Origin of the sequence: Nonomuraea montanisoli (assembly GCF_013363975.1) — a bacterium.
Taxonomy (GTDB): Bacteria; Actinomycetota; Actinomycetes; order Streptosporangiales; family Streptosporangiaceae; genus Nonomuraea; species Nonomuraea montanisoli.
This window is the reverse complement of the sequence record NZ_JABWGN010000015.1, coordinates 104,110-129,456: the sequence shown is the minus strand read 5'-3', so window position 1 is coordinate 129,456 and position 25,347 is coordinate 104,110. Positions and strand designations below refer to the sequence as shown.

Below are 25,347 nucleotides of genomic sequence, written 5' to 3'. Positions count from 1 at the left end.
ACTCAAGCCATCGCTCGCGCCGAGCAACTCATCCGTGACACAGCAGACGCTCTTGCTACTCGACCGCGATTGGAACTGATCGAGAGCTCGCTGGCGCCACATGCCTGCCTCAACGACGATCAGCCCGACGACAAGGTGGTCATAGGCCGCGCCTACTGGCTACGAGACGTGCCCACGAGCGAGAACATGTCCATCTCACAGCAGGTTCGCGCCCACTGGGAAGCCGCAGGCCATCGCATCGTCGCGGTCGGGAGACCCGGGAACCCTGACCTGAGCGGCGAGTCCCGGCCCGACGGCTTCACCCTCACCCTCACCTGGGCGGAAGGCGACAACCTCTACCTGGGAGCGGCCTCCCCCTGTGTCTGGCCGGACGGGCGCCCGCCGGAATGACCCTCGATCTGTAATCGGCCGGTCGCCCTGGAAGGCAGGGCGATCCGTCGAACACCCCGGGGGCCCAGGCCGCGGCGGAGAAAAGCGAAGCCCCGCTCGGCGAGCCGAGCGGGGCTTCGATCGCGTGCGCCGCCAGGGACTCGAACCCCGGACCCGCTGATTAAGAGTCAGCTGCTCTAACCAACTGAGCTAGCGGCGCGTTGCTGAGAGGAATATACCGGCACTCGGCATCCTGGTCGAATCGGCCGGAGTCCGGCTCCTCCCGGCGAACGGGCGCGAGACTAGAATAAGGTTCGGCTGTGACGACAGGAGCCTTCATGTTCGACTCCCCCGCCCAGGTCGGCGAGCGGCTGGCCGCCGCGGGATACCTCTCCGACGACGCCATCTCCACCTCCGTCTTCCTGGCCGCCGCGCTCGGCAGGCCGTTGCTGGTCGAGGGGCCCGCCGGGGTGGGCAAGACGCAGCTGGCCAAGGCCGTGGCGCGGGCGAGCGGGTCCCAGCTCATCCGGCTGCAGTGTTACGAGGGTCTGGACGAGGCCCGGGCGCTGTACGAGTGGAACTACAAGAAGCAGCTCCTCCGCATCCAGGCCACCAGCACGGACGAGGACATCTTCACCGAGGAGTTCCTGCTCGAACGGCCGCTCCTGAAGGCGATCCGGGCCGACGTGCCGACCGTGCTGCTGGTGGACGAGACCGACAAGGCGGATGTGGAGGTCGAGGGGCTGCTGCTGGAGCTGCTGTCCGACTTCCAGGTGACGATCCCCGAGCTGGGCACCGTCTCCGCCGTGCGCAGGCCGTACGTCGTGCTGACCTCCAACGCCACCCGCGAGCTGTCCGAGGCGCTGAAGCGGCGCTGCCTGTACCTGTACATCGGCTACCCGGCGCCCGAGCGGGAGCGGGACATCGTGCTCGCGCAGGTGCCGACCATCCGGGCCGACCTGGCCGAACAGCTCGCCCGTACGGTGGCGACCCTGCGCGGGCTGGAGCTGAAGAAGGCCCCGTCAGTGGCCGAGACCGTGGACTGGGCCAACACGCTGCTGGCCCTGGGACGCGACGAACTGGACGAGGCGACCGTCGCCGGGACGCTGGGCGTGGTGCTCAAGCACGCCTCCGACCATCGGCGGGCGATGAAGGAACTGGGCCTGTCCGGTGGGTGAGTCGCTGATCGACCGGCATGTCGGGTTCGTGCGGGCGTTGCGCGAGGCGGGCGTGCCCGTGTCCGTGGCCGAGGGGCTGGACGCGGTGCGCGCCCTGCGGGTGATCGACCTGGCCGAGCGCAAGTCGCTGCGCGCCGCCTACGCGGCGACGCTGGTCAAGCGGCCCGTCCACCGGCCCGGGTTCGACGTGCTGTTCGACCTGTGGTTCCCGCCTGTCATGTCCGGTGCGCCGGCCGGGCCCGGTGACAGCGCCGTCGCGTCCGGCGCGCCGGCCCGTCCACCCGGCGACACCGCCAAGGCCTCCGAGCAGACGGCCGAGCTGCGGGCGCGGCTGGCCGGGCTGCTGACCGGCGGGAGCGACGCGGAGATGCGGGAGTTCGCCCGCGCCATGGTGGAACGGTTCGGGCGGCAGCAGGCCGGGCCGGGACGCCAGAACTGGTTCTCGTACAGCGTCATGCGGGCCCTGTCCCCCGAGACGCTGATGGCCGGGATCCTGCGCGAGGTGCTGGCCGGGCGCGAGCGCGGCGGCCTGGCGGAGCGGGCGGTCCGCGACCAGGTGAACGCCGGGATCCGGCGCTTCGAGGACGCCGTGGCCGCCGATGTGCGCCGCCGCATCGCCGAGGACTCGGGCGTCGAGCGCATCGCCCGCTCGGCCGTGCGCCCGCCGCTCGACCAGGTCGAGTTCCTGCGCGCCACCCGGGACGACCTGGCGCGGCTGCGCCGGGAGGTGCAGCCGCTGGCCAGGCGGCTGGCGACGCGGCTGGCGATCCGCCGCAAGCGGGGCAGGCGCGGGCGGCTCGACTTCCGCCGGACGGTGCGGGCGTCCCTGCAGAGCGGCGGGGTGCCGCTGACGCCGTCGTTCCGTCCGCCCCGGCCGCACCGGCCCGAGCTGGTCGTGCTGTGCGACGTCAGCGACTCGGTCTCGTCGTTCGCGCACTTCACGGTGCTGCTCACGTACGCGCTGAGAGAGCAGTTCGCGAAGGTGCGGGCGTTCGGGTTCGTGGACACGGTGGACGAGATCACCCGGTTCTTCCAGCCCGGTACGGACGTGGTGGACGCCATGACCAGGATGGCGAACGAGGCCGACATGATCCGCTTCGGCCGCACCAACTACGGGCACGCGCTGGAGCGCTTCGCCGAGCGCCACGGCGACGCCGTCGGCCCGAAGACGTCGCTGCTGATCCTCGGCGACGCCCGCTCCAACTACCAGCCGCCCGCGCTCGACACCCTGAAGGCCCTGGCCGGGCGGGCCCGCACCGCCTACTGGCTCAACCCCGAGCCGCGTGCGCAGTGGGACACGGGCGACTCCGTCGCGAGCGCGTACGCGGCCGTCGTCCCGATGACCGAATGCCGCAACGTCTCCCAGCTCACGGCGTTCATCGAGGGCCTGGCCTGATGTTACCGCCGGGTAGGAAGGCTGGGTAGGAAGACGGCGGAGTGGGCTACAGTGGGGCAAAACGTTCTTCGAGCACACTAGGTGATCCAGGAGGCAGAGCCCGCGTCGAGGGCTCGCGATTGTGACGGGTGCAACCAGCGAAGCGGAACACGGTCCGGCCGGGACCGTCTGGCGGAGCGCGCCGTACCCGGTGCTGCTGGTCGGCGGCGACGGCGTCATAGAGCACGTCAACGACGCGGCCCGCGCGCTGCCCGCCACGGCCGCCCCGGGGGTGCCGCTGGCCGAGGCCGTGCCGGCCTGGCTCGCCGAGGCCCACCGGCTCGTCACCGAGGACGCCTCCGCCGCGCCCGTACGGGGACTCATCGGCGACCGGGCGTTCGAGGCGCATCCCACCCTCGGCGACGGCGGCTCCGGCGTGACCTGGTGGCTGGTGGACGCCACCGACCACGAGCGGGTGTCCGAGGCGCTGCGGCTGGAGCGCAGGCGGACCGCGTTCCTCGCCGAGGCGTCCAACGAGCTGCTCTCCTCCCTGAACCTCGACCGCTGCATGGACGTCACCGTCCGGCTGGCCGCCCGGCACCTGGCCGACGCCGCCCTGGTGATCCTGCCCGCCACCGGGCGCAGGCATCCGGTCGCGTACTGCGGGCCGGACGGCCGCGTGGTGCGCGAGAACCTCGTCGTGGACCCGCGCGAGGTGCCGGGGCTGGCCGAGGCGCTGCGCGGGTTCCCGCCGGTGCCGTCGCGCTGGATCGACCCCGCCTCGGCCCCCGGCTGGCTGGCCCGCGAGGAGCTGGGCGAGCCGGGCTCCATGGTGGTCACGGCCCTGCCCGGCCACGGGGTTCCGGCGGGGGCGCTGATGCTGCTGCGGCGTTCCGGCCACGCGAGTTTCTCCGAGGGCGAGGAGGTGTTCGCCCGGCTGTTCGCCGCCCGGGCCGGGGCCGCCATGTCCGCGGCCCGCCTGTACGCCGAGCAGGCGTCGATCACCGAGACCCTGATGCGCGAGCTCCTGCCGCCCACGACCCGCGGCCTGGACGGGGTGGAGCTGTCGGCCCGTTACCGGCCCGCGGGGGCCACGGAGCTGGTCGGCGGCGACTTCTACGACCTGCACCCGGCCGCGGAACCCGGCGGGGAGTCGCTGGTGGTGCTGGGGGACGTGTGCGGCAAGGGCCTGGAGGCGGCGGTGTTCACCGGCCGGATCCGCACGACGCTGCACGCGCTGCTGCCGGTGGCCCGCGACCACGGGCGGCTGCTGGGGCTGCTCAACGACGTGCTGCTGCGGAGTGACAGCAGGACGTTCGTCACGCTCGTGCTGGCGTCCGTACGGCGGGACGGGCCACGCGTGACGATGCGACTGACCAGCGCGGGACACCTGCCGCCGCTGATCCTGCGGGCCGACGGCCGGGTGGAGGAGGTGGGCACGCGCGGCACCCTGATCGGCATGCTGGAGACCGTCACCGCCACCACCGTGACCGTGGAGCTGGAGCCGGGCGACACCTGCCTCCTCTACACCGACGGCGTGACCGAGGCACGCGGCGGACCGCTGGGCGACGAGCTGTTCGGCGAGCAGCGGCTGCGCGAGGAGCTGGAACAGTGCGCGGGAATGCCGCCCGAGGCGCTGACCGAGCGCGTCCAGATGCTGGCCGCGCAGTGGATCGGCGGCGGCGGCGACCACGACGACATCGCGGTCGTCGCGATCACCGCCCCCCGAGCGGGCCGCGGGACCTCCCTTCCCGGCACGGGGCGTGAGACGCCCCTTCCCGGCACGGGTCGTGGGACGCCCCTTCCCGGCACGGGGCGTGGGACGGCCGCTCCCCGTGACGGCGGTGGCGCCTCATGACGGCACGCGCGGACCTCCCGGGCGCGCCGGGCGGCGTCACGACGGACGACGCGGTGAGCCGCGCCGAGCTGCTGTGGGAGGCCGCGGCGGCCGGCGACGAGTACGCGGCGGTGGACGTGGTGGTGGCCGCGCTCCACGACGGTATGGACATGGAGAGCCTGCTCATGGACGTGGTGGCGCCCGTGCAGGCACGGGTGGGCCGCGAGTGGGCGGCCAACCGGATCACGGTCGCGCAGGAGCACACGATCACCGCGGTCAACGAGCGCGTGCTGGCCGCCCTGGCGCACCACCCGGCCGCCCGCATCTTCGCGCCCGCGCAGCCCACTCCCCACGGCTCCACGCCCGCGCCGCCCACTCTCGAAGGCTCCGCGCCCGCGCAGTCCACTCCCCACGGCTCCGCGCCCGCGCAGCCCCGGGGGCGGGTCACGGTGGCGTGCATCGACGGGGAGTGGCACGCGTTCCCCGCGCGGATCCTGGCCGAGGTGCTGCGCCTACGCGGCTGGCGGGTGGACTACCTGGGGGCGCAGGTGCCCACGCCGCACCTGATCGCGCACCTGCACCGCACGGGCCCGGACGTCGTGGCGCTGTCCAGCTCGATCGCCACGCGACTGCCGGCCGCGCACGCCGCCATCACGGCCTGCCAGGCGACCGGGACGCCGGTGCTGGCGGGCGGCGCCGCGTTCGGGCCCGAGGGCCGCTACGCCCGCCTGCTGGGCGCCGACGCCTGGGCGCCCGACGCCCGCTCGGCGGCCGACGGGCTGGACGCCGGCCTCCCGCCCCGCCCGGCGCCGGGCCGCCAGGCCGTCGACGACCTGCCGCACCTGGACGACCAGGAGTACACGCTGGTCGCCCGGTCGGCCCGGCAACTGGTCAGGCAGGTCATGGACGGGCTGCGCGAGCGGATCCCCGCGATGGCCTCCTACACGCCCCAGCAGCTCCGCCACACCGCCGAGGACGTCGCGCACATCGTGGACTTCCTGGGCACCGCGCTCTACCTGGACGATCAGGAGCTGTTCGGCGGCTTCCTGGCGTGGACCGGCGAGATCCTCGCGGCGCGGGGCGTGCCGGCCCGCGCCCTGCTGCCCGCGCTGGACCTGCTCGCCGAGCGGCTCACCGACTTCCCCCGGACGACGGGCATGCTGGCGTACGGGCACGAGACCCTGCGCGCCGCCACCGGAGGAGGCGCGTGAGCGGTTTCGCGCCCGAGCCGCTGGAGCTCGCCCTGGAGACGCCCGAGCCGGGCACCCTGCGCGTCGCCCTGCGCGGTGATCTCGACCACACGACCGCGGACGAACTCCTCGACGCCGTCCACGCCGCCCTGGCCGTCGCCGACGCGCCTCGGGAGGTACGCCTGGACGCCGCCGAGCTGCGGCTGTGCGACTCCCGGGGCCTGTCGGCGCTGCTCCTGGTCCGCCGCCGGGCGGACGAGACGGGCGCGCGGCTGCGCCTGGACAACCGGGGGCCGGCCCTCCAGCGACTGCTGGACGTGACCGGCACCCTGGGCTACCTGACCGGTGAGCCCGCCGCCGGCCACGACGACCCCACCTGAGTCACGACGACCTCGCCCGAGTCACGCCGAAGGAGCGGGCCAGGAGCCGGTCAGGAGCGCTGCAGCTCGCGCGCCGCCGTACGGGCCAGCAGCTCGATCTGGGCGTCGTCCAGCACGACCTCGCGCGCCGCCTTGATCCGGCGGGCCACCAGCCGCGGCTTGAGCAGCGTGAGCCCTTCGGCCGTGACGCTGCCGCCGCGCGGCAGCGAGCCGGAGTGCGCGGCCAGCAGGGGCGTGATCGTCACCGCGACCCCGGTCTCGCGCGTCAGCATCTCGGCGAACGCGTCGGCGGTGTCGACCAGCGGCTTGGCCACGCTGGTGCCGTACTTCTCGCCGAAGAACAGCCGGCCGCCGTACGCGGCGATCTCGGTGTCGGGGCTCCACGACTCGTTGTCGACGATCCACACCCCGCCCGGGCCGATCACGAGGTGGTCGATGGACGCCTGGCCGCGGATGGCGCGGCCGTCGAGGACCTTGTAGCCGCGCCTGCGCAGCGAGCGCCGCAGCAGCCGGCCGGTGATGACCTCGCCGTGCCGCCGGCCGCGCCAGACCGCCGTGGCCCGGAAGGAGTTCCACGCCCACCACCAGTCGGCGGCGGCGACGACGCCCGCGAGCGCGAGGCCGTAGAAGGGCACGAGGTCGAGGCCGAAGCGGAGGGCCAGGCCGATGCCGGCCACGAAGCCCACGGCCGCCTTGATCATCCGGGACCGCTGACGGCTCTTGGCCGCCTCACGCCAGAACTTCTCGTAGTACCACTGCGGCGACGAGCCCGCGTACTTCGCGTCCTGCTGCACGTAGATAGAGCCACCGGGCACGGCAAACTCCCCGAATGATGAGTCGGAACCAAACGGGATCTGCCACGCCGAAGATCCCTCGCCACGTCAAGTAATACCCCACCCGGGGGAAGGGCACCCTAAGGTGACGGAAATAGCACCGCGAAGACCAATCAACCGACCAGTCGGTATCCTATCGGAGGTGACCAAGGGGGACACGTGAAGGAAGAACCGGTACGCGGCCGGCTGCTGGGCGCGGCGACGCGGTTGTTCGCCGAGAGGGGCTTCGAGGGCACCTCCGTGCAGGAGATCGTGCTGGCGGCAGGCGTCACCAAGGGCGCCATGTACCACTATTTCAGTTCCAAGGATGATCTGCTGCACGAGATCTACGCCCGTGTGCTCCGCATGCAGATGGACCGGCTCACCCGCATCGCCGACGGCCCCGGCACGCTCGCCGAGCGGCTGCACGCCGCCGCGGCCGACGTCGTCGAGACCACCACGGCCAACCTCGACGACTCCAAGATCTTCTTCCGGTCGATGCACCTGCTCGCGCCCGAGACGCAGAAGAGCGTGCGGGCCGAGCGCCGCCGCTACCACGAGCGGTTCCGCGATCTCGTGGCGGAGGGGCAGCGCGAGGGCACGTTCAGCGACCGGGTCCCGGCCGATCTCGTCGTCGACTACTTCTTCGGCTCGGTCCACCACCTGGGCTCCTGGTACCACGCGGACGGGCCGCTGACCGGCGCCCAGGTGGGACGGCACTTCGCCGACCTGCTGCTCACGTCACTGCGGGACGGGGACCGGGCCGGGCACGTCGGCCAGTGAGGCCAGCGCCTCCCGGTGGTCGCCCGGGGTGCCCAGGGCGATCTCGTCGGCCTTGGCGCGCTTGAGGAAGAGATGCACGGGGTGCTCCCAGGTCATCCCGATCCCGCCGTGGAGCTGGAGCGCCTCCTCGGCCACGTGGACCGCCACGCCGCCGTTCCACGCCTGGGCCACGGCGACCGCCACCGGGTCGGGCCCGTCCTCGCCGGAAGCCCCGCCCGACGCGGCCGCCCTGGCGGCGGCCCTGGCCCTGACCACGTCCAGCCACAGGTCCGCCAGCCGGTGCTTGACCGCCTGGAACGAGCCCACCGGCCGGGCGAACTGGCGGCGCTCCTTGACGTACGCGAGCGTGGTCTCCAGGCACCACTCGGCCACGCCGAGCTGCTCGGAGGCCAGCAGCCCCGCGCCGAGGCGCAGCACCTCGGCCAGGTCCACGACGCCCAGCCGGGCGGCGGGCGCCCCGTCGAGCGTCACGGTGGCCACGGGCCGCGTCAGGTCCAGCGACGGCGCCGCCTCGACGGCCGCCGCCTCGCGGTCCACGGAGTACAGGACCGCCGTCCCGTCCGGCCCGGGCACCGGGACGACCAGGACGTCGGCCACGTCCGCGCCCGCCACCCCGGCCACGCTCCCGGAGAGCCGCTCCCCCGCCTCGGTGACGCCGCCCCGGGACGGCCAGGGCCGGTAGGGCGAGGCGGCGAACGGGACCACCAGCGCCGCCGTCGCCCGCCCCTCCGCGAGCCGCCCCAGCAGCCCGCCCACCGCCCCGGCGCCCGTCTCACCGGCGCGCACCAGCGCGTACGTGGCCAGGACCGAGCTGGTGAAGAACGGCACCGGCGCCACCCCGCGCCCCAGCTCCTCCAGCACCACGGCCGCCTCGCTGGCCGTCGCCCCGGCGCCGCCGTGCTCCTCCGGCACCAGCAGCCCCGCCACGCCGATCTCGACGGCGAGGGTCTTCCACAGGCTCGGGTCGTACGGCTCGGACTCGGCCCGCGCGAGGACGGCGGCGGGCGGGCAGCGGTCGGCGAGCACGGCGCGGACGGCGGCCCGCAGCTCCTCCTCGACCTCCGAGTACAGCAGGGTCATCGCGGCAGGTCCTTCCAGGGGACGTCCTTGTCGACGCGGGGTTCGGCGGGCAGGCCGAGGACGCGCTCGGCGATGATGTTCCGGAGGATCTCCGAGGTGCCGCCCTCGATGGAGTTGCCCTTGGCGCGCAGGTAGCGGTAGCCCGCGCCGCGGCCGTAGAAGTCGACGGTGTCGGAGCGGCGGAAGGTCCAGTCGTCGTAGCCGAGGTCGCGCCGCAGCTCCACGTCGAGACCGGACACCGCCTGGTTGAGCCTGGCGAACGACAGCTTCATGCCCGACCCCTCGGGCCCGGGCTGGCCGGCGGCGAGCTGCTCGCGCAGCCGGTCGCCGGACAGCCGGGTCACCTCCGCCTCCACCCACAGCGCGAGCAGCCGCTGGTGCAGGTCGTGAGTGCGCAGCTCGGGCTGCTCGCGCCAGGTGTCCAGGACCGGGCCGAGCATGCCGCCGCCGCGCCGCACCCGGGCGCCGCCGATGGCGACGCGCTCGTTCATGAGCGTGGTCTGGGCGACCCGCCAGCCGTCGCCGACCTGGCCGAGCCGCAGGTCGTCGGCCAGCCGCACGCCGGTCATGAAGACCTCGTTGAACTCGGCCTCGCCGGTGATCTGCCGCAGCGGGCGGACCTCGACGCCGGGGGCGTGCATGTCGCAGACGAAGTACGTCATACCGCGGTGCTTGGGCACGCCCGGGTCGGTGCGGGCGACGAGGATCGCCCACCGGGCGTGGTGGGCGCCGGACGTCCACACCTTCTGCCCGTCCACGACCCACTCGTCGCCGTCCCGGACGGCGCGGGTGGCGAGCGTGGCGAGGTCGGAGCCGGCGCCGGGCTCGCTGAAGAGCTGGCACCAGATCTCCTCGCCGGTCCACAGCGGGCGCAGGAAGCGGCGCTTCTGCTCCTCGGTGCCGAACGCCAGGATCGTGGGGGCCGCCATGCCGAGGCCGATGCCCTGGAGGCCGACGTCGATCTGCGGGGTGCCGGCCAGCTCCTCGTCCACCACCCGTTGCAGCTCGGGCGCCAGCCCGAGGCCGCCGAGGCCCTCCGGGTACCACACCCAGGCCAGCCCGGCGTCGAACCTGGCGCGCAGGAACTCCAGCCGGTCGCCTCCCGGGTCGTGGCGGGCGACGAACTCCGCCGCCAGTTCCCTGAGCCGTGCTTCCTCCACTCGGGATCCTCCGATCGGTGTCACATGTACTTCTTCAGCTCGCGGTAGGCCAGGGAACGCTTGTGGACCTCGTCCGGGCCGTCGGCCAGGCGCAGGGAGCGGGCCCCGGCCCACAGGCCGGCCAGCGGGAAGTCCTGGGAGACGCCACCCGCCCCGTGGACCTGGATGGCCTTGTCGAGGATCCACTCGACGGCCGCCGGGGTGGCGATCTTGATGGCCTGGATCTCGGTGTGGGCGCCCTGGTTGCCGACGGTGTCCATGAGCCAGGCCGTCCTGAGCACCAGCGGCCGGAGCTGCTCGATGCGGACGCGGGACTCGGCGATCCAGTCCTGGACGACGCCCTGCTGGGCGACAGGCCTGCCGAACGTGGTGCGGCTCAGCGCGCGCCGGCACATCAGCTCGACGGCGCGCTCGGCCATGCCGATCAGGCGCATGCAGTGGTGGATGCGGCCGGGCCCGAGCCGGGCCTGCGCGATGGCGAAGCCGCCGCCCTGCTCGCCGATGAGGTTGTCGGCCGGGACGCGGACGTCCTCGAACACGATCTCGGCGTGGCCGCCGTGGTCGGCGTCGTCGTAGCCGAACACGCTCATGCCGCGCCTGATGTGCATGCCGGGCGTGTCTCGCGGCACCAGCACCATGCTCTGCTGGCGGTGCGAGGGCGCCTCCGGGTCGGTCTTGCCCATGACGATGAAGATCTTGCACTCGGGGTTCATGGCGCCCGAGATGAACCACTTGCGGCCGTTGATCACGTACTCGTCGCCGTCGCGCACGATCGAGGTGGCGATGTTGGTCGCGTCGGAGGAGGCCACGTCGGGCTCGGTCATCGCGAACGCGGACCGGATCTCCCCGTCGAGCAGCGGGCGCAGCCACTCCCCGCGCTGCCACTCGCTGCCGAACATCGACAGCACCTCCATGTTGCCCGTGTCGGGCGCCGCGCAGTTGGTCGCGGCGGGCGCCAGGTGGGGGCTGCGGCCCATGATCTCCGCCAGGGGCGCGTACTGGAGGTTCGTCAGCCCGGCGCCGTCCCGGCCGGGCAGGAACAGGTTCCACAGGCCGCGCTTGCGCGCCTCGTCCTTGAGGTCGGCGAGCAGCGGCGGCGCGCTCCAGCCGCTGGTGGCGGCCTGTTCGGCGAAGGCGGCCTCGGCCGGAAGGACGCACTCGTCCATGAAGCGCAGCAGCCGCTCGCGCAACTCCTCGGTGACGCTGTCGTAGGCGAAGTCCATGGCGTTGACCCTACCGACCGGCCGGTATGCGTGTCGACAGTGGTCGTCGGCAAAAGCCGCCATGTGGCCATGACCCGGGTTCCGGCCGCGCCCTAGGCTGGCGGCCATGACCGCGAAGCTCCCCTCCCCCGTGGTGCTCGAGAACGACGTCGTCCGGCTCGAACCGCTCACCCTCGCCCACGTCCCCGACCTGTTCGCCGCCGGAGGCGGTGACCCGGAGGTGTGGCGCTGGATGCCCGCGCGCCCCGGGACCGAGGAGGAACTGCGTGAGGTGGCCGCCGGGCTGATCGCGGACGACAGGCACGTCCCCCTCGCCGTCGTCGCGCGTGAGAGCGGCCGGGCCGTGGGCTGGACCGCCTACTGCGACGTGCCGGGCTTCGACGAGAGCATCGAGATCGGCTGGACGTGGTACGGCAGGGCGGTCTGGCGCACGGCCGTGAACACGAACTGCAAGGTGCTGCTCATCGACCATGCCTTCGACGAGCTGGGGTACAACCGCGTCATGCTCAAGACCGACGGGCTGAACACGCGCTCCCAGGACGCCATCCGGCGGATCGGCGGCGTCCACGAGGGCACGCTGCGCCGCCATCGCAGGCGGCCGGACGGCACTTGGCGCGACACGGCCGTCTTCGGCATCCTCCAGGAGGAGTGGCCGGCCCACCGCGCCCGCCTCACCGGCTGACCTCGCCCGAGCCCACCGCCCACCGCCCTCCCCCGAGCCCGACCCCGAGCCCACCGCCCTCCCCCAAGCCCGAGCCCACCGCCCTCGCCTGAGGCCGAACCGGACGGTGGCGGCTCAGGCCGGCCCGAGCATGCCGTCGAGCAGCTCGCGGATCGCCGCGTGGGTGTCCTCCCGCGACGGGCTCTCCCCCGCCCCGGCGATCGCGTCGAACATGACGCCCTCGGTGAACGCCACGAGCTGGCGGGAGTGCCGTACCGGGTCGGGCGACCCCAGGACGGCCAGCAATGCCACCGCCGGGTCGCGGAAGCGGCGGCCCGCCCGGTCGTAGACGCGGCGCAGCTCGGGCCGCCGGGTCGCCTCCAGGGCCAGCTCGTAGCGGGCCAGCGAGCGCCGGACGTCGGCGATCTGCACCTGCAGCGCCTCCACCAGCAGGCCCACCAGGACCTCCCGCGACGGCCGCCGGTCGAGCGCGGTCAGCCCGCTCTCCAGCGCGGGAGCCAGGGCGCGCTCCTCCAGCTCCACCAGGTGCGCCAGCGTGAGTTCGAGCAGCGCGGCGCGGGTGCGGGCGAGGTTGGAGGCGGAGCCGGGCGGCAGGCCGGCGGCCTCGTCCACGGCCCGGTGGGTCAGGCCGCGCATGCCCCGCTCCGCCAGCAGCGTGATGGCCGCCTCCGCGACCGCCTCTGAACGCTTCACGGTCACCGATCCTACGGGGCGCCAACTACACCTGTAGTCATCGACACTACATCCGTAGTACCGTGAAACTACAGACGTAGTGAAGGAGGCGGCGATGCCGGCTGCTGTGGTGATCGGGGCGGGGATCGGCGGGCTGAGCGCGGGGATCGCGCTGCGCCGGGCGGGGTGGGACGTGACGGTGCTGGAGCGCGCCGCGCGGCTGGAGCCGGTCGGCTCGGGGCTCGGCATCGCGGTGAACGCGCTGCGCGCCCTGGACACGCTCGGGCTCGGCGACCGGGTCCGGGCGCTGTCGCGGGTGCAGGGGCGGGTGGGCGTCCGCCGCCCCGACGGGCGGTGGCTGGCGCACACGACGGTGGACAGGGCCCAGGAGGAGTTCGACGACTCGGTGGTCCTGCTCGCGCGGGCCACGCTGGTGGACCTGCTGGTGGAGGCGCTGGGTGCGGACGCCCCGCGCCTGGGCGTCACCGTGACCGGTGTGGACGCCGCCACGGGAGTCGTGCGCACGGACACGGGCGAGCACGCGGCCGATCTGGTCGTGGCCGCCGACGGCATCCGCTCGGCGACCCGCCGCGCGCTCTTCCCCGGCCATCCGGGCCCCGTGTACGCGGGGGTGACGGCCTGGCGCGGGCTGGTGCCGTGGGACGGCCGCCCGCTGCCCAGCACCGAGACGTGGGGCAGGGGCCGGCTGTTCGGCGCCCATCTCCTGGCCGACGACGTCGTCTACTTCTACGCCACGGACCTGGCTCCCGAGGGCGCCGCCCACGGGGACGAGCGGGAGGAGCTGCTGCGCCGGTTCGGCGGCTGGCACGAGCCGATCCCGTCACTGCTGGCCGCCGTACGGCCGGAGCGGATCGTGCGGAGCGACGTGCACGCGTTCGCCACGCCGCTGCCGGCCTTCCACCGGGGCCGGGTGGCGCTGGTGGGCGACGCGGCCCACCCGATGACGCCGAACCTGGGCCAGGGCGCCTGCCAGGCCATCGAGGACGCGGTCGTGCTGGCGCACGCGGTCGGAGACGGGCCGGCGCACGCGGTCGGAGACGGGGCGGATTCCGTGGTGGGCGGCAGTGGGCTGGCCGCCTACTCGGCCGCCCGGCTGGAGCGGACGAGCACGATCATGCGCCGCTCGACGGCGGTCTGCCGGGCGACGAAGCTCCACAATCCGGTCGCGGTGTCGCTGCGCGAGGCGGGCATGGCCCTCGCGTCCCGGCTCAGCTCCGATCTGATGCTGCGGTCAATGCGGGAGGTGCTGGAATGGACTCCACCGCGGCGGGCCGCGAGTGGTCGGGGGCCAGCCGCCCGAGCGTGATCGTGCCGGCGACGGTCAGCGCCCCGGCGAGCAGCGCCGGGATCGCCGTGGAGGGGCTCGCCGGCAGCGGCTCGCCCAGCAGGATCGCACCGGCCAGCACGGAGGTGACCGGGTCGACGACCTGGACGCCCGCGTACGCGATGCCGAAGTAGCCGACGGCGTACGAGCGCTGGAGCAGCACCACCGCGCAGACCAGCAGCACCGGCACGGCCAGCGTGAACCAGTGCAGCAGCCTGCTCCAGTCGCCCTGCATGCCGCCGCCCACCACGCGCACGAACGTGGACACGCTGGCCGTGACGGCCCCCGCCCCCACCGACATCAGCAGCGCCTTGGCGGGGCCCCGCAGCCGGCGGGAGACCAGCTCGGCGGCCACCGCGATCGCCGCGATCACGCCGATGAACGCGAGCGCGGCGCCGTCGCCGAGGTGCGGGGTGACGTTGTGGGCCGGCACGAGCAGCATGAGCCACACGAGCCCGACGGCCACGGCGATCGAGCCGAGGATCTCGGCCCGGTACGGCCGCCGTCCGTACATCAGCGCGGCCAGCGGCACGGCGAACACGAGCGTGGCCACGCTGATGGGCTGCACCGCGACCAGCGGCGCGAAGCTGAGCGCCACGGCGTGCAGGCTCGCCCCGGCGAACCCGATGACCCCGCCGATCCACCAGCGGGGCCGTCGCACCAGCTTGAGCGAGGCGCCGGCCGCCACGGCCTCGAACTGTTGCAGGGCGGCCCCGAGCGCGTATCCCAGGGCGCCGAGCAGGGCGATGAGGAGTCCGGCCCAGGTCATCGGCGCCCACGCAGGGGCGGGGGAACGTGGAGGAGCATTGCTCCAGCTTATGAGGGAAGCGGAGCGCAGGAATCATCCTTTAGGACAATTCACCCTTGAGCCAGGGGCGTCAGGACTGGTCGGGGCACACGCAGAACAGGTGCCCCTCGGGGTCGCGCAGCACGATCCAGCGGACGCCCTCCTCCTCGCTGACGCCGGGCTGGAAGTCGGGCTTGGTCGCCCCCAGCGCGATGTACTCCTCGACCGCCTTCTCCACGTCGGGCACCCGGAAGTCGAGGTGGAACTGCTTGGCCGGGCCGGGCCAGGGGGCGGGCTCGCGCTCGGGGACCCGGCCGAAGTAGATGGCTGTGGTGCCGTTGCCGACCGCGGCGTACTCGTCCTCGGAGTACTGCACGTCGAAGCCGGTGACCTGGTGGTAGAACTCGGCCAGTTTCTTGGGCTCCGCGCAGTCGAGGGTGACGGCCAGGAGCTTCGCCTTCGTTGTCATGGCTCAAGCCTCCCAGCCGTACCTGCCACCTTCCGTCAGGTACGGCGGGCAATCATCCGCGACGGCGGCCGTCCGGTCCCATGCGCTTGAGGATGCGGTCCCACTCGGTGCCGAACGGGTTGTCCTGCACCATGTACGTCCAGGTCGCCGTGGGCCGCCTCAGGTCGGGCTCGGGCGCCTCGAACGCCTCCAGCGAGCGCCGCTCCACCTCCGCCAGCATCGCCTTGTACTCGGCGACCGCCTCCCGGTGGAACTCGTCGATCGGGCTCATCCGGCCCAGGGCCCGCAGGTGGATGCCCTCGCGCAGGTCGGTGAGGAACGCCAGGTGCTCGGTCCAGCAGCGGTCGATGGCGTGCAGCACGATCTGCCGGGCCGTCTCCTCGCGGGTGTCCTCGGGCATGGACGCCCACCGCTCGGGGTCGCCCTCGGCCAGCGCCCGCGCGGCGGCGTCGCCGTGCAGGACCTTGTCGCGCCACTCCAGGATGAGCTCGCGCTGCTGCTCCAGCAGCCGGGTGTAGCGCCAGGTGTTGCGGTGGATCTGCAGGTTGACGCCCTCGGCGACGCGCTGGGCGTGGGCGACGACGTAGGCGCCGCGGCGGTGCCGGACCACGCCGTCGGGGTCGGGGGCGGGCGGCCGCTCGTCGGGCGCGAACTGGGTGACCAGGTCGTCGCGCATGCTGACGAAGAACACCGAGCCGCCGGGGTCTCCCTGCCGCCCGGCCCGGCCGCGGAGCTGATCGTCGAGGCGGCTGCTGGCGTGGCGGCCGGAGCCGATCACGTACAGGCCGCCCAGCTCGGGCACGCCGTCGCCGAGGCGGATGTCGGTGCCGCGCCCGGCCATCTGCGTGGAGACGGTGATGGCGTCGCGCTCGCCGGCCCGGGCGATGATCGACGCCTCCTCGGCGTCGTTCTTGGCGTTGAGCACGACCGGGTCGAGCTCGCGCCGCCGCAGCAGGCGGGCCAGGTTCTCCGACTCGGCCACGTCCAGGGTGCCGATGAGGATGGGCCGGCCGGTGGCGTGGACGGCCTGGATCTCCTCGACGAGCGCGGCCTCCTTCTCGGGCACGTCCGGGTAGACGCGGTCGGGCTCGTCCTCGCGGACGCAGGGTCGGTTGGACGGGATGACGGCGACCTTGAGCCCGTAGAACTCGCCGAGCTGCTCGCTGACCGCGACGGCCGTGCCGGTCATGCCGCAGATGTGCGGGTACCGGCGGATGAGGCCCTGCACGGTGATGGAGTCGAGGATCTCGCCCTTCTCGCTGGGCGCCAGCGCCTCCTTGGCCTCCACGGCGGCCTGGAGGCCGTCGGGCCAGCGCTGGAGCAGCGCGACCCGGCCGCGGGAGGCGTTGATGAGCTGCACCTTGCCGTCGCGGACGATGTAGTCGACGTCGCGGGTGAGCAGGACGTGGGCGTGCAGGGCGAGGTTGAGCTCGATGAGCGTGCCGGGCTCGTTCTCGTCGTAGAGGTCGACGGACAGCAGGTTCTCGACCGTGTCGGCGCCCTTGGGGGTCAGGTAGACGTTGCGCGCCTGGTCGTCCACCTCGTAGTGGTAGCCGCGGACGAGCTGCCTGACCAGGGCGGCCATCTCGGGCACGGCGCTGCCGGCGTCGGAGGCGCCGGCCATGACGAGCGGCACGCGGGCCTCGTCCACCAGCACGGAGTCGGCCTCGTCCACCAGCACGACCTCGGGGGCGGGCACGATCAGCTCGGCCGGGTCGGTGCGCAGGCGGTCGCGCAGCACGTCGAAGCCCATCTCGCTGACGGCGCCGTAGGTGACGTCCTTCGCGTACGCCTCGCGGCGCTCCTCGTGGGTGGAGGACTGCCCGACCCAGCCGACCGTCACGCCCATGGCCGCGTAGAACGGCGCCATCCACTCGGCGTCGCGCCGGGCCAGGTAGTCGTTGACGGACATGACGTGCACGCGCTTGCCCTGAAGGGCGTAGCCGGCGGCGGCCATCGCGCCGGACAGCGTCTTGCCCTCGCCGGTCGCCATCTCGGCGACCTTGCCGTCGAGCAGCGCGAGCGTGCCGAGGAGCTGCGCGTCGTACGGCCGGAGCCCGAGCGAGCGGTCGGCGGCCTCCCGGGCGACGGCGCAGAACCTCGCCAGGTCGTCCATCGCGGGGCGGGGCAGCTCGTCCAGGGCGCCGATCGAACCGGCCAGCGCGCCGGCCGCCTTGACGACCTTCTGGTACGGGCCCAGACTCACCCCTCCCGGACGGTCCAGGAGGTTCTTCAAGATTCCGGAAATCGACGCCACAGTCCCTCCAACGCGCGCTCTGCCCGGCCGCGTTCCCCTCGTGCCCACCTCCACAAGTGTGTCCGAAGTGGGGAGCGGAGCGACGGTACGGCATGCGTCGCCGTACCGGACCCTAACCCATGCGGGGACATGCCCGGCGTCCCGCGCCGCCGCCCCGCTCCCCCGGTTCGGCGTGTCAGCGCTGCTCGGGACGTACGGCCGGCAGCACGACGGCGGCCGTGAGGAGCGCGCAGCCCGCCCAGCCGAGCACGCTCAGCCGCTCGCCGAACAGCAGCACGCCGAGCACGGCCGCGAAGACGGCCTCGCCGAGGGAGATGACCGACACCGTGGCGGCCCGCAGCGCGGTCAGCGCCCGGAAGAACAGCGCGTAGGCCAGCGCCGTCGGCACCGCGCCGAGATAGAGCAGCAGCGCCGCGCTGGTCAGGCTCGGCTCGGGCACGGCACCGCCGACCAGCGCGAACGGCGCCAGGCACAGCGCGCCGACGACGAAGCCGCCCGCGGCCATGGCGCCGGAGTCGTCCCGGTGCCGCCGTGAGTACAGCGTCACCGCGGCGTACCCGGCGGCCGACAGCAGGGAGTACCCGACGCCGCCGAGCCGGCCGCCGCCCGCGAGCACGCTCTCGCCCGTGAGCAGGAACAGCCCGGCCAGCGCGGCGGCCAGCGCCAGCAGGCCGGTGCGGCCGGACCGCTCGCCGAGCAGCAGCCGCCCGCCCAGCTCGGTGATGACCGGGGTGGCGCCCATCGTCACGACGGTCGCGACGGCGACGCCGGAGCGCTCGATGGCGGCGAAGTAGGCGGCCTGGTAGACGGCCATCCCGGCGCCGACGACGACCACCCGGGCGCTGAGCCGCGGGAGGGAGCCGCCGGTGAGCCGGAGGATGCCGAGGAGGAACGCCGCGCCGAGGGCGTAGCGCCACAGGGAGACGCCGGCCGGGCCGAGCCCGGCGGTCTGGAACAGCAGGGATCCCGCGGCGCCGCCGGTTCCCCAGGCGGCCGCCGCCGCGGACATGTAGAGGGCTCCCCGGCGCGCGGAAAGGGAAGCGGGGACAGCAGTCATGACAGATCTCTCCGGGTGGAGTGGTCGGAAGGGGCCCGTACGCGGGCGGCGACCACCCCCGGATCGGCTCAGACCCGGCGAGATGTCAGCAGAGGAGGCCGCCCGCTACAGGGCGGGCGGCGGGGAGCAGATCAGGTTGCGCGGCACGTCCCCCACCCTAGCGACGCGGCCACAGTCCTGTCACGGTTTGCGGGCTTGTCACGGTTTGCGGGCGACACCACCGACGAGAAGCTGCTCCCAGCTCGCCAGCGGGTGGGGCAGCCGGTCGTCGGGCCGCCACTCGGGGAAGTGGACCAGGCCGGGCTCCACCAGGTCGAGCCCGTCGAAGTAGCGGCCGATCTCCTCGCGGGAGCGGAAGTGGCCGGTGCCCATCGTGGCCTGGAGCATCACCTCCAGCGCCTTCGCCTTCGGGTTGGCGGAGGCCAGCATGTTGGAGGCGGCCAGGTGGCTGCCGGGCGGCAGCGCGTCCATGTAGCGCCGGACGATCCCGTGGGGGTCGTCCTGGTCGGGGAACAGGTGCAGCAGCCCGATCGCGAGCACCCCGACGGGCCGGGACAGGTCGATGAGCCGCCGCAGCCCGGGGTGGCCCAGCACGGCCGTGACGTCACGGGCGTCGGCGGTGATGGCGGTCGCGTGCGGGTTGCCCCGGAGGATGGCGCGGGCGTGCGGCTCCACCATCGGGTCGACGTCCACGTAGACGACGCGGGTGGAGGGGTCGGCGAACTGGGCGACCTCATGGGTGTTCTCGATGGTGGGCAGGCCGGCCCCGAGGTCGACGATCTGCCGGATCCCGGCCTCGCGGACGAGGAAGTCGACGACCCGGCCGACGAACGCCCGGTCGCACCAGACCAGGTCCACCACCTCGGGCACGGCCTCCTTCAGCCGCCGGGCGACGGACCGGTCGGCGGCGAAGTTCTCCATGCCGCCGAGGAGGGCGTCGTGGACGCGGGCGACGCTGGGCGTGGACGGGTCGACGCCGGGCGGCGCCCACTCCTCCTGCGGCCACTCGCTCATCCGGGCTCTCCTTCGATCACTGTGGCGGATCGTAGCGGCAGGAGAAGCGCCATGTCTTCGCCGATCTTCGCGGCCTCGACGTGACGAATTCTTGGCGCGGGGTTTACCCGTCGAGCTCCGGGTAGTCGGAGGGGGCCAACGTACGAGACGGAAGAAGAAAGGACGTGAGCTTCAATGCAGCTCTGGGACTATCGACCTGACGTCTACGACCGAGGCCAGGCGCTGGACATCACCGGGTACCACGTCCACGCCACCGACGGAAAGATCGGTTCCGTCGATGAGGCCACGTACGAGGTCGGCGAGAGCTACGTCGTCGTCGACACCGGTCCGTGGATCTTCGGTAAGAAGGTCATGCTGCCGGCGAGTGTCATCACCCGGATCGACCCCCAGGAGCGCGAGGTGCACGTCTCGCGCACCAAGGAAGAGATCAAGAACGCTCCGGAGTTCGACGAGGCTCGTTTCAAGGAGCCCGAGTACCGGACGGTGATGGGCGACTACTACGGTCGCTGGACGCACTGACCTGGCACCAGGCGAAGGGCCGCACCCCTCGGGGTGCGGCCCTTCGTCGTTCCGCGGGCAAGGGGCCGGCTCCAGAGGTCGGAGCCGGGCCGGGGGTCAGGGCCAGGACGGGTCGCCCTTGGGCTCGGCCGGCGCCTCCAGCACGCCGAGGCGTTCCAGCAGGGTCAGGAAGGTCGCCGCGTACGGGGAGTCGGCGGTCACCGTCGCCACCCGCTGCCAGTCCACCTGCTCCCGCAGCGCCCGCACCTGCGGCAGCAGGGCGCCGTAGTCGCAGGCGTGCTCCGACAGCGGCATCAGCCAGGAGATCACCAGGTCCGTCGCCTCCAGCACCGGCACGATCACCGCGGAGGCCTTCATCGGCTCGGCGCGCTCGATCAGCTCGGCGGTGATCGGCCGGTCGGAGATGCGGAAGATCAGGTCCACCAGGCGTCCGTCGTCGTACGCCTTGACCAGCCAGTCCTCCGGCGGCTTGGCCGTCTCGAAGCCGATGCCGCGCAGTGCCTCCAGGGCGGCCGGCACGTCGTGCTCGGTGAGCACGAAGTCCACGTCGTGCAGTGACGGCGCGGCCCCCCGGGCGTAGGCGGCGCATCCACCGGCGAGCGCGAACTTCACGCCCGCGTCCTTCAACCCCGAGCTGGCGCGTTTGAGCGTGTCGAGGATCGCGTCGGTGACTTCATGACTGTGGCTGCTCATGTGATCGGGCTACCCCCGCGGTCCCCGGCTAGACGTCGAATCGCGCGCGGGAGCGGCGCCCGAGGGGCGACTAGAGCCGGGGAGCGGGGGTAGCGCCAGGCCCTATGACCGACTTCCTGGAGAAGACCGAACGCGAGTACCAGGGCGAGCACGACCGGCCGCTGCGCGGCTACCTGCGCATCCTCACCGTGTACGGCGGGGCGGTCGCCGCGGCGGCGGCGCTGGCGGCCCTGACCGGGCGCAAGATGCCGGAGCAGGTCGGCGTGCTGGACCTCGCGCTGATGGCGGGCTGCACCCACAAGGTGTCGAGGCTGATCGCCAAGGACCCGGTGACGAGCCCGCTGCGCGCCCCCTTCACCCGCTACGAGGGGACGAGCGGGCCGGCGGAGCTGAAGGAGGAACCGCGCAACCCGGTCGGCGAGATGCTGTCGTGCCCGTTCTGCCTGGCGCAGTGGACGGCCACGGCCTACGCCGCCGGGCTGGTGATCGCGCCCCGGTTCACGCGGCTGGCCGGGGCGACGATGACCGCGGTGGCGGTCTCCGACTGGCTGCAGCTCGCCTACGCCAAGCTGATGCGCTCGGCGTCCTGACCCCGTCCCGCGGCTGAAGGGCCTCCCGGGCTCCGGTGAGGCCCTTGCTCCGGCGCGGGGCGGTTCGGCGCGGGCTTCAGCGCAGGCGCGGCAGGACCTCACGGGCGTAGAAGTCGAAGAACGCGTCCTGCTCGGGCCCGATCTGGTTGACGTACACCTCGTCGAAGCCCGCGTCCACGTACTCCTGGATCGCCTGGACGTGCCGGTCGACGTCGGGGCCGCACGGGCTGGAGCCGACGGCCTGCTCCTCGCTGACCGACCGGGCGAGCTGCTCGAAGTGCCGGGGCAGGGGCAGGAGCTGCGACGCCTCGCCCTGGATGCCCTGGTTGGGCCACAGCCGGTGGACGGTCCTGCGCGCCTCCGCCTCGTCCCGGGCGTAGCAGGCCTTGAGGCCGCCGAGCACCGGCTTGCCCGCCCCGCCGGCCTTGTGGAACTGCTCCACCATCTCCGCGCTCGGCCCGGTGGAGATGTAGCCGTCGGCGATGCGGCCGGCCAGCTCGATCGCCTTGGGCCCGAAGCCGGACATGTAGATGGGCGGCGGCTCGTCCGGCAGCGTGTAGAGGCGGGCGGTGTCCACCCGGTAGTGGGCGCCGCGGTGCGTCACCTGCTCGCCGGTGAACAGCTCCCGCATCAGCCCGACGGCCTCCTCCAGCATCTCCAGCCGCTCGTCGGCGGGCGGCCAGCGGGACTCGATGACGTGCTCGTTGAGCGCCTCGCCGGTGCCGACGCCGAGCCGGAACCGCCCGCCGGACAGGGCCGCCGAGGTGGCCGCCGCCTGGGCGACGATCACGGGGTGGACGCGCATCAGGGGACAGGTGACGGCCGTGGTGATGGGCAGGGACGTGGCCTCGGCGATCGCGCCGATCACGGACCAGACGAACGGGCTCTGTCCCTGCTCGTCCAGCCAGGGATGGAAGTGGTCGGAAATCCACAACGCCTCGAACCCGGCCCGCTCGGCCGCCTTGGCCTGCCGGACGAGTTCCTGGGGGCCGTGCTCTTCGCAGGAAAGGAAGTATCCGAAAGCGGTCATGAACCTCCACTTCCCGCCGCGACCCAGGAAAACATGCCACGCATCGGGAAAGGATGTTAAATGTCTTTCGGTACGGGCAGTAGCGGGCCATGGCTACTTTGCTGTGGATCATCGCGGTCGTTCTCGTCATCGCCGGGATCTATGTGATTCTGGCCCGTCGCGATCTCCTCTGGGGGATCGTCCTTATCGTCCTCGGCTTCCTCGTGGGCCCCGGCGGTGTCAGCATCTTCAATGTCTAGGGGCGCCGCGAACGCCCCATCCGACTTCCGCCGGGCCGGTGGACGCCGGCCCGGCGGAGCAATCCGTCAGGCTGTGTCATCACGTGTTACCCGCTTCGCCGCTTTATGCGGCGTGAGCTGAAATGTCATCGAACCGACGGAAAACCAGCAGAAAAAGATCATCTAACGTTTAGGCAGCACCACCGAGAGGGCGGCCGCTCCATCCGGAGCGACCGCCCTCTCGGTATTCCTTCCTCGTACGGCGCTATTCTCCGCATTCCAGGCAGTACACGGCGTACGCCTTGCCCAGCACGGGCAGCGCCACGTTGCGGACCCGGATTCCGCCCGGGGTGAGGCCCTTCTCCGTGCCCTTGTGGGCGTGGCCGTGCAGGATGAGGTCGGCCCCGGCCGTGTCCACGGCCTCGGCCAGCAGGTAGCTGCCGAGGAAGGGGTAGATCTCCAGCGGCTCGCCCTCGAGGGTCTCCTTGATCGGGGAATAGTGCGACAGGACGACCCGCCGATCGGCCTGCGTCTCCTTCAGCGCGAGCTTCCAGCTCTCGGCGATGTACCGCGTGTGCGCCACGAAGTCCTTGATCTCGCGCTCGCCGAACTCGCTCGCGCACTTGCCGGCGAAGCCGCCGCCGAAGCCCTTGCCGCCGACGACGCCCAGCTTGGTGCCGCCGCACTCGATGACCACGCCGTCGTCGTCCAGCACCATCACCCCGGCGTCGCGCAGCTCGCCGGCGATCTCGTGCTGGAGGTCGGAGTGGTAGTCGTGGTTGCCGAGCACCGCGACGACCGGGACGGGCAGGTCGCGCAGCTCGTCGGCGACCACCCGGCCCTCCTCCAGGGTGCCGTGCCGGGTCAGGTCGCCGGCCAGCATGAGCACGTCGGCGCGCTCCTCGATGCCCTCCAGGCGTTTGCGGTACTCACCCCGGACGTCCTCGCCCAGGTGGATGTCGCCTACGGCCGCTATGCGCACTTCAGTCAAGGTGCTCATCCTCTCCCGGCTCGTTGACGACGACGACCTTGATCTCGTTGTGCATCTTCAGGTCCGGGGCGACCTCGTGCGCCACCTCACCGAGCCGCACGCGCTGGTCGTTGCCGCTCACCTGGCCGCGCAGGAACAGTTGATCCCCTCTGACGTCGACGTGGATGCCGAGCTCGTGGGTCCGCGCGTCCTCGGCCATCGCCTGCTGGATGCGGGCCGCGACGTACTGCGGAGCTTCCATGGGTTCCTCCTTCCCTTGACGCCGCATGCCCGGGGACGAATCCCTCAAACGGCGCGTATCAGGTCGATAACGGCGCGTTCCACGGCGCCGTGGGTGGCGAGCTGGCCGAAGTCCGCCTCGGCGGCCAGCTCCGTCAGCGCCGGCGCGACCGTGCGGCCCCGCTCGTACGCCTGGACCACACGCGGGTCCACGTACGACTCGCGCGCGACCGTCGGCGTGTTGCCCAGGTACTCCGACACCTCGCGCATCACCCGGGCGACCGCGCGCCTGCGCGCCGTCTTCCCGGGCCCCTTCCCCCGCTTCCCGGCCGCCTCCCCGCTCTCCCCGGCGTGCGTGGACACCGCGAGGCCGACGGCGGCCAGCACGGTCGCGTGCCAGGTGCGGAAGTCCTTGGCGGTGAAGTCGTCGCCGATCGTCTCGCGCAGGTAGTCGTTGATGTCGTCGCTGCGCACGTCGACCCAGCGGCCCCCCTGCCGGTACCGCAGCAGCTCCCCCTCGGGATGGCGGCGCTTGAGCGCCCTGATCACCGAGCACACGTCGGAGTCGGCGATCGCCACCTCCCGCTGGATGTCGCCCTTGGCCGGGTACGAGCACGTGATGGTGCCGCGGGTGCACGCCACGTGCTCCATCCGGAGGGTGGCCAGGCCGTAGGAGTCGTAGCTCTCGCCGCCCACGCGGAAGAAGCCCACGTCCAGCATCCGCGCGGCGGCGGCCAGCACCCGCTCGCGGGTCAGGCCCCTGCCGCGCAGTCCCTCGTCCACCGCCTTGCGGAAGTCGGGCAGCCGGTCGGCCAGCTCCAGCACCCGGTCGAACTTGACCCGGTCCTGCCGCTCGCGCCACAGGTCGTGGTAGCGGTACTGCAGGCGTCCCGCCGAGTCGGTGCCCACGGCCTGCAGGTGGCCGTGCGGCGAGGCGCAGATCCACACGTCGGTCCAGGCGGGCGGGATGGCGAGCGCCTTGATCCGCGCCAGCGTCTCGGCGTCCACGGCCGTGCCGTCGGCGTGGCGGTAGCCGAAGCCCCGCCCGTGGCGCCGACGCGTGATCCCCGGCTCGTTGCGGTCACTGGGATGCAGCTCGGACACGGCTGCGCGGCTACCCCGAACGTTAGGCCCCAAACGGCACGGGCAGGTGAGGACCCATGTCTGAGAACAACCAGTGGGAGGAACGCTCGGCGACGGGCAAACCCATGGTGCCGGCGACGCCGAGAGACGTGGTGCACATCAGGGCGGGGTCCTTCATCCTCGTCTTCTGCTTCGCGATGGCGGTGCTGGGCCTGATCGCGCACTTCCCGGTGCTGACGGGCATCGCGGTCGTCGTCGCCGTGGTCACGGTCGTCGACATGGTGCTCGCCGTACGGCGGCAGAAGAGCAGGAACGTGGGAGAGGCAGGGTGAGC

At 72.8% G+C, this 25,347-nt stretch carries 28 protein-coding genes and 1 tRNA gene; 13 read left to right on the top strand and 16 right to left on the bottom strand.

Features of this window, described 5'->3' with window-relative positions:
- The first annotated feature begins 69 nt into the window (after nucleotides 1-69).
- Nucleotides 70-390 (top strand): hypothetical protein, encoded by a 321-nt coding sequence (locus HTZ77_RS34155; RefSeq protein ID WP_175593865.1) that lies wholly within the window; start codon nucleotides 70-72, stop codon nucleotides 388-390.
- A gap of 125 nt (nucleotides 391-515) precedes the next feature.
- Here the strand turns inward: HTZ77_RS34155 and HTZ77_RS34150 are convergent.
- Nucleotides 516-589 (bottom strand) — tRNA-Lys (locus HTZ77_RS34150).
- Between the two features lie 118 nt (nucleotides 590-707).
- Between HTZ77_RS34150 and HTZ77_RS34145 the strand changes: the two genes are divergently transcribed.
- The 5 genes from HTZ77_RS34145 (at nucleotide 708) to HTZ77_RS34125 (ending at nucleotide 6,329) form a co-directional block, all read left to right on the top strand.
- Nucleotides 708-1,547, top strand: a complete 840-nt coding sequence (locus tag HTZ77_RS34145) for an AAA family ATPase (RefSeq protein WP_175593864.1) — start codon at nucleotides 708-710, stop codon at nucleotides 1,545-1,547.
- Nucleotides 1,540-2,943 (top strand): vWA domain-containing protein, encoded by a 1,404-nt coding sequence (locus HTZ77_RS34140; protein WP_175593863.1) that lies wholly within the window; start codon nucleotides 1,540-1,542, stop codon nucleotides 2,941-2,943. Before HTZ77_RS34145 ends, HTZ77_RS34140 begins: the two co-directional genes overlap by 8 nt.
- Before the next feature lie 121 nt (nucleotides 2,944-3,064).
- Nucleotides 3,065-4,780: a PP2C family protein-serine/threonine phosphatase gene (locus HTZ77_RS34135; protein WP_328808930.1), complete on the top strand. Its 1,716-nt coding sequence runs from the start codon at nucleotides 3,065-3,067 to the stop codon at nucleotides 4,778-4,780.
- Nucleotides 4,777-5,970, top strand: a complete 1,194-nt coding sequence (locus HTZ77_RS34130) for a cobalamin B12-binding domain-containing protein (protein WP_175593862.1) — start codon at nucleotides 4,777-4,779, stop codon at nucleotides 5,968-5,970. Before HTZ77_RS34135 ends, HTZ77_RS34130 begins: the two co-directional genes overlap by 4 nt.
- Complete coding sequence (locus HTZ77_RS34125; RefSeq protein ID WP_175593861.1) at nucleotides 5,967-6,329, top strand: STAS domain-containing protein; 363 nt, start codon at nucleotides 5,967-5,969, stop codon at nucleotides 6,327-6,329. The genes HTZ77_RS34130 and HTZ77_RS34125 overlap by 4 nt, the downstream gene beginning before the upstream one ends.
- A 50-nt stretch (nucleotides 6,330-6,379) precedes the next feature.
- Here HTZ77_RS34125 and HTZ77_RS34120 read toward each other — a convergent pair whose 3' ends face one another.
- On the bottom strand, nucleotides 6,380-7,144 hold the full coding sequence (locus HTZ77_RS34120) for a nuclease-related domain-containing protein (protein ID WP_175593860.1): 765 nt from the start codon (nucleotides 7,142-7,144) through the stop codon (nucleotides 6,380-6,382).
- 153 nt (nucleotides 7,145-7,297) lie between these two features.
- On the opposite strand from HTZ77_RS34120, the gene HTZ77_RS34115 reads away from it, so the two are divergent.
- Complete coding sequence (locus HTZ77_RS34115) at nucleotides 7,298-7,924, top strand: TetR/AcrR family transcriptional regulator (protein ID WP_175593974.1); 627 nt, start codon at nucleotides 7,298-7,300, stop codon at nucleotides 7,922-7,924.
- Here HTZ77_RS34115 and HTZ77_RS34110 read toward each other — a convergent pair.
- Genes HTZ77_RS34110 through HTZ77_RS34100 form a run of 3 tightly spaced genes read right to left on the bottom strand, consistent with a single transcriptional unit; the run spans nucleotide 7,883 to nucleotide 11,387 of the window.
- Nucleotides 7,883-9,004, bottom strand: coding sequence for an acyl-CoA dehydrogenase family protein (locus HTZ77_RS34110; RefSeq protein ID WP_175593859.1), 1,122 nt, complete (start codon nucleotides 9,002-9,004; stop codon nucleotides 7,883-7,885). The two genes, HTZ77_RS34115 and HTZ77_RS34110, sit on opposite strands and share 42 nt — an antisense overlap.
- Nucleotides 9,001-10,164, bottom strand: a complete 1,164-nt coding sequence (locus tag HTZ77_RS34105; protein WP_175593858.1) for an acyl-CoA dehydrogenase family protein — start codon at nucleotides 10,162-10,164, stop codon at nucleotides 9,001-9,003. The genes HTZ77_RS34110 and HTZ77_RS34105 overlap by 4 nt, the downstream gene beginning before the upstream one ends.
- 20 nt (nucleotides 10,165-10,184) lie before the next feature.
- A complete protein-coding gene (locus HTZ77_RS34100) occupies nucleotides 10,185-11,387 on the bottom strand; it encodes an acyl-CoA dehydrogenase family protein (RefSeq protein ID WP_175593857.1) in 1,203 nt (400 codons plus the stop codon).
- Between the two features lie 106 nt (nucleotides 11,388-11,493).
- Here HTZ77_RS34100 and HTZ77_RS34095 point away from each other — a divergent pair, with 106 nt between their 5' ends.
- Complete coding sequence (locus tag HTZ77_RS34095; protein ID WP_175593856.1) at nucleotides 11,494-12,069, top strand: GNAT family N-acetyltransferase; 576 nt, start codon at nucleotides 11,494-11,496, stop codon at nucleotides 12,067-12,069.
- 114 nt (nucleotides 12,070-12,183) lie between these two features.
- Here the strand turns inward: HTZ77_RS34095 and HTZ77_RS34090 are convergent, their stop codons facing one another.
- Nucleotides 12,184-12,762, bottom strand: a complete 579-nt coding sequence (locus HTZ77_RS34090; protein WP_328808928.1) for a TetR/AcrR family transcriptional regulator — start codon at nucleotides 12,760-12,762, stop codon at nucleotides 12,184-12,186.
- Nucleotides 12,763-12,856: 94 nt separating this feature from the next.
- Here HTZ77_RS34090 and HTZ77_RS34085 point away from each other — a divergent pair, with 94 nt between their 5' ends.
- The gene (locus HTZ77_RS34085; protein ID WP_175593855.1) at nucleotides 12,857-14,068 is read left to right on the top strand and encodes an FAD-dependent monooxygenase; all 1,212 of its coding nucleotides are present in this window, start codon (nucleotides 12,857-12,859) and stop codon (nucleotides 14,066-14,068) included.
- On the opposite strand, the gene HTZ77_RS34080 is transcribed toward HTZ77_RS34085, so the two are convergent.
- The 5 genes from HTZ77_RS34080 to HTZ77_RS34060 form a co-directional block, all read right to left on the bottom strand.
- A complete protein-coding gene (locus HTZ77_RS34080; RefSeq protein ID WP_175593854.1) occupies nucleotides 13,971-14,855 on the bottom strand; it encodes a DMT family protein in 885 nt (294 codons plus the stop codon). The genes HTZ77_RS34085 and HTZ77_RS34080 overlap by 98 nt on opposite strands.
- A 109-nt stretch (nucleotides 14,856-14,964) precedes the next feature.
- Complete coding sequence (locus HTZ77_RS34075; protein ID WP_175593853.1) at nucleotides 14,965-15,342, bottom strand: VOC family protein; 378 nt, start codon at nucleotides 15,340-15,342, stop codon at nucleotides 14,965-14,967.
- 52 nt (nucleotides 15,343-15,394) lie between these two features.
- The gene (gene secA2, locus HTZ77_RS34070; RefSeq protein WP_328808927.1) at nucleotides 15,395-17,548 is read right to left on the bottom strand and encodes an accessory Sec system translocase SecA2; all 2,154 of its coding nucleotides are present in this window, start codon (nucleotides 17,546-17,548) and stop codon (nucleotides 15,395-15,397) included.
- 226 nt (nucleotides 17,549-17,774) lie between these two features.
- Nucleotides 17,775-18,656 (bottom strand): DMT family transporter, encoded by an 882-nt coding sequence (locus HTZ77_RS34065; protein WP_175593851.1) that lies wholly within the window; start codon nucleotides 18,654-18,656, stop codon nucleotides 17,775-17,777.
- A gap of 198 nt (nucleotides 18,657-18,854) precedes the next feature.
- Nucleotides 18,855-19,670: an SAM-dependent methyltransferase gene (locus tag HTZ77_RS34060; RefSeq protein WP_175593850.1), complete on the bottom strand. Its 816-nt coding sequence runs from the start codon at nucleotides 19,668-19,670 to the stop codon at nucleotides 18,855-18,857.
- A gap of 174 nt (nucleotides 19,671-19,844) precedes the next feature.
- Between HTZ77_RS34060 and HTZ77_RS34055 the strand changes: the two genes are divergently transcribed.
- Nucleotides 19,845-20,189: a PRC-barrel domain containing protein gene (locus HTZ77_RS34055; RefSeq protein WP_175593849.1), complete on the top strand. Its 345-nt coding sequence runs from the start codon at nucleotides 19,845-19,847 to the stop codon at nucleotides 20,187-20,189.
- Nucleotides 20,190-20,285: 96 nt separating this feature from the next.
- Here HTZ77_RS34055 and HTZ77_RS34050 read toward each other — a convergent pair whose 3' ends face one another.
- On the bottom strand, nucleotides 20,286-20,882 hold the full coding sequence (locus tag HTZ77_RS34050) for a nucleotidyltransferase (RefSeq protein WP_175593848.1): 597 nt from the start codon (nucleotides 20,880-20,882) through the stop codon (nucleotides 20,286-20,288).
- Between the two features lie 104 nt (nucleotides 20,883-20,986).
- Between HTZ77_RS34050 and HTZ77_RS34045 the strand changes: the two genes are divergently transcribed.
- Nucleotides 20,987-21,472 (top strand): DUF1360 domain-containing protein, encoded by a 486-nt coding sequence (locus tag HTZ77_RS34045; protein WP_175593847.1) that lies wholly within the window; start codon nucleotides 20,987-20,989, stop codon nucleotides 21,470-21,472.
- 76 nt (nucleotides 21,473-21,548) lie between these two features.
- On the opposite strand, the gene HTZ77_RS34040 is transcribed toward HTZ77_RS34045, so the two are convergent.
- The gene (locus tag HTZ77_RS34040; RefSeq protein WP_175593846.1) at nucleotides 21,549-22,502 is read right to left on the bottom strand and encodes an LLM class F420-dependent oxidoreductase; all 954 of its coding nucleotides are present in this window, start codon (nucleotides 22,500-22,502) and stop codon (nucleotides 21,549-21,551) included.
- Between the two features lie 89 nt (nucleotides 22,503-22,591).
- Here HTZ77_RS34040 and HTZ77_RS34035 point away from each other — a divergent pair, with 89 nt between their 5' ends.
- The gene (locus tag HTZ77_RS34035; RefSeq protein WP_175593845.1) at nucleotides 22,592-22,741 is read left to right on the top strand and encodes a GPGG-motif small membrane protein; all 150 of its coding nucleotides are present in this window, start codon (nucleotides 22,592-22,594) and stop codon (nucleotides 22,739-22,741) included.
- 244 nt (nucleotides 22,742-22,985) lie between these two features.
- Here the strand turns inward: HTZ77_RS34035 and HTZ77_RS34030 are convergent, their stop codons facing one another.
- The 3 genes from HTZ77_RS34030 to HTZ77_RS34020 are packed head-to-tail and all read right to left on the bottom strand — an operon-like array spanning nucleotide 22,986 to nucleotide 25,034.
- Entirely contained in the window at nucleotides 22,986-23,702 is a 717-nt protein-coding gene (locus tag HTZ77_RS34030; RefSeq protein WP_328808944.1) for a metallophosphoesterase family protein, read from the bottom strand.
- 1 nt (nucleotide 23,703) lies between these two features.
- Nucleotides 23,704-23,952, bottom strand: coding sequence for a BON domain-containing protein (locus HTZ77_RS34025; RefSeq protein ID WP_175593843.1), 249 nt, complete (start codon nucleotides 23,950-23,952; stop codon nucleotides 23,704-23,706).
- 44 nt (nucleotides 23,953-23,996) lie between these two features.
- On the bottom strand, nucleotides 23,997-25,034 hold the full coding sequence (locus HTZ77_RS34020) for a DNA topoisomerase IB (protein ID WP_328808926.1): 1,038 nt from the start codon (nucleotides 25,032-25,034) through the stop codon (nucleotides 23,997-23,999).
- Nucleotides 25,035-25,090: 56 nt separating this feature from the next.
- Between HTZ77_RS34020 and HTZ77_RS34015 the strand changes: the two genes are divergently transcribed.
- Nucleotides 25,091-25,345 carry a hypothetical protein gene (locus HTZ77_RS34015; RefSeq protein WP_175593842.1) on the top strand — a complete coding sequence of 85 codons (255 nt, stop codon included), beginning with the start codon at nucleotides 25,091-25,093 and terminating at the stop codon, nucleotides 25,343-25,345.
- Nucleotides 25,346-25,347 lie beyond the last annotated feature (2 nt).

Bases quoted from the DNA above. Each gene is read 5' to 3' on its own strand.
- HTZ77_RS34100 (WP_175593857.1), bottom strand. From the start codon at position 11,387: ATGGACTTCGCCTACGACAGCGTCACCGAGGAGTTGCGCGAGCGGCTG.
- HTZ77_RS34110 (WP_175593859.1), bottom strand. From the start codon at position 9,004: ATGACCCTGCTGTACTCGGAGGTCGAGGAGGAGCTGCGGGCCGCCGTC.
- HTZ77_RS34095 (WP_175593856.1), top strand. From the start codon at position 11,494: ATGACCGCGAAGCTCCCCTCCCCCGTGGTGCTCGAGAACGACGTCGTC.
- HTZ77_RS34145 (WP_175593864.1), top strand. From the start codon at position 708: ATGTTCGACTCCCCCGCCCAGGTCGGCGAGCGGCTGGCCGCCGCGGGA.
- HTZ77_RS34025 (WP_175593843.1), bottom strand. From the start codon at position 23,952: ATGGAAGCTCCGCAGTACGTCGCGGCCCGCATCCAGCAGGCGATGGCC.
- HTZ77_RS34085 (WP_175593855.1), top strand. From the start codon at position 12,857: ATGCCGGCTGCTGTGGTGATCGGGGCGGGGATCGGCGGGCTGAGCGCG.
- HTZ77_RS34060 (WP_175593850.1), bottom strand. From the start codon at position 19,670: ATGAGCGAGTGGCCGCAGGAGGAGTGGGCGCCGCCCGGCGTCGACCCG.
- HTZ77_RS34040 (WP_175593846.1), bottom strand. From the start codon at position 22,502: ATGACCGCTTTCGGATACTTCCTTTCCTGCGAAGAGCACGGCCCCCAG.
- HTZ77_RS34050 (WP_175593848.1), bottom strand. From the start codon at position 20,882: ATGAGCAGCCACAGTCATGAAGTCACCGACGCGATCCTCGACACGCTC.
- HTZ77_RS34075 (WP_175593853.1), bottom strand. From the start codon at position 15,342: ATGACAACGAAGGCGAAGCTCCTGGCCGTCACCCTCGACTGCGCGGAG.
- HTZ77_RS34065 (WP_175593851.1), bottom strand. From the start codon at position 18,656: ATGACTGCTGTCCCCGCTTCCCTTTCCGCGCGCCGGGGAGCCCTCTAC.
- HTZ77_RS34015 (WP_175593842.1), top strand. From the start codon at position 25,091: ATGTCTGAGAACAACCAGTGGGAGGAACGCTCGGCGACGGGCAAACCC.
- HTZ77_RS34055 (WP_175593849.1), top strand. From the start codon at position 19,845: ATGCAGCTCTGGGACTATCGACCTGACGTCTACGACCGAGGCCAGGCG.
- HTZ77_RS34130 (WP_175593862.1), top strand. From the start codon at position 4,777: ATGACGGCACGCGCGGACCTCCCGGGCGCGCCGGGCGGCGTCACGACG.
- HTZ77_RS34045 (WP_175593847.1), top strand. From the start codon at position 20,987: ATGACCGACTTCCTGGAGAAGACCGAACGCGAGTACCAGGGCGAGCAC.
- HTZ77_RS34035 (WP_175593845.1), top strand. From the start codon at position 22,592: ATGGCTACTTTGCTGTGGATCATCGCGGTCGTTCTCGTCATCGCCGGG.
- HTZ77_RS34080 (WP_175593854.1), bottom strand. From the start codon at position 14,855: ATGACCTGGGCCGGACTCCTCATCGCCCTGCTCGGCGCCCTGGGATAC.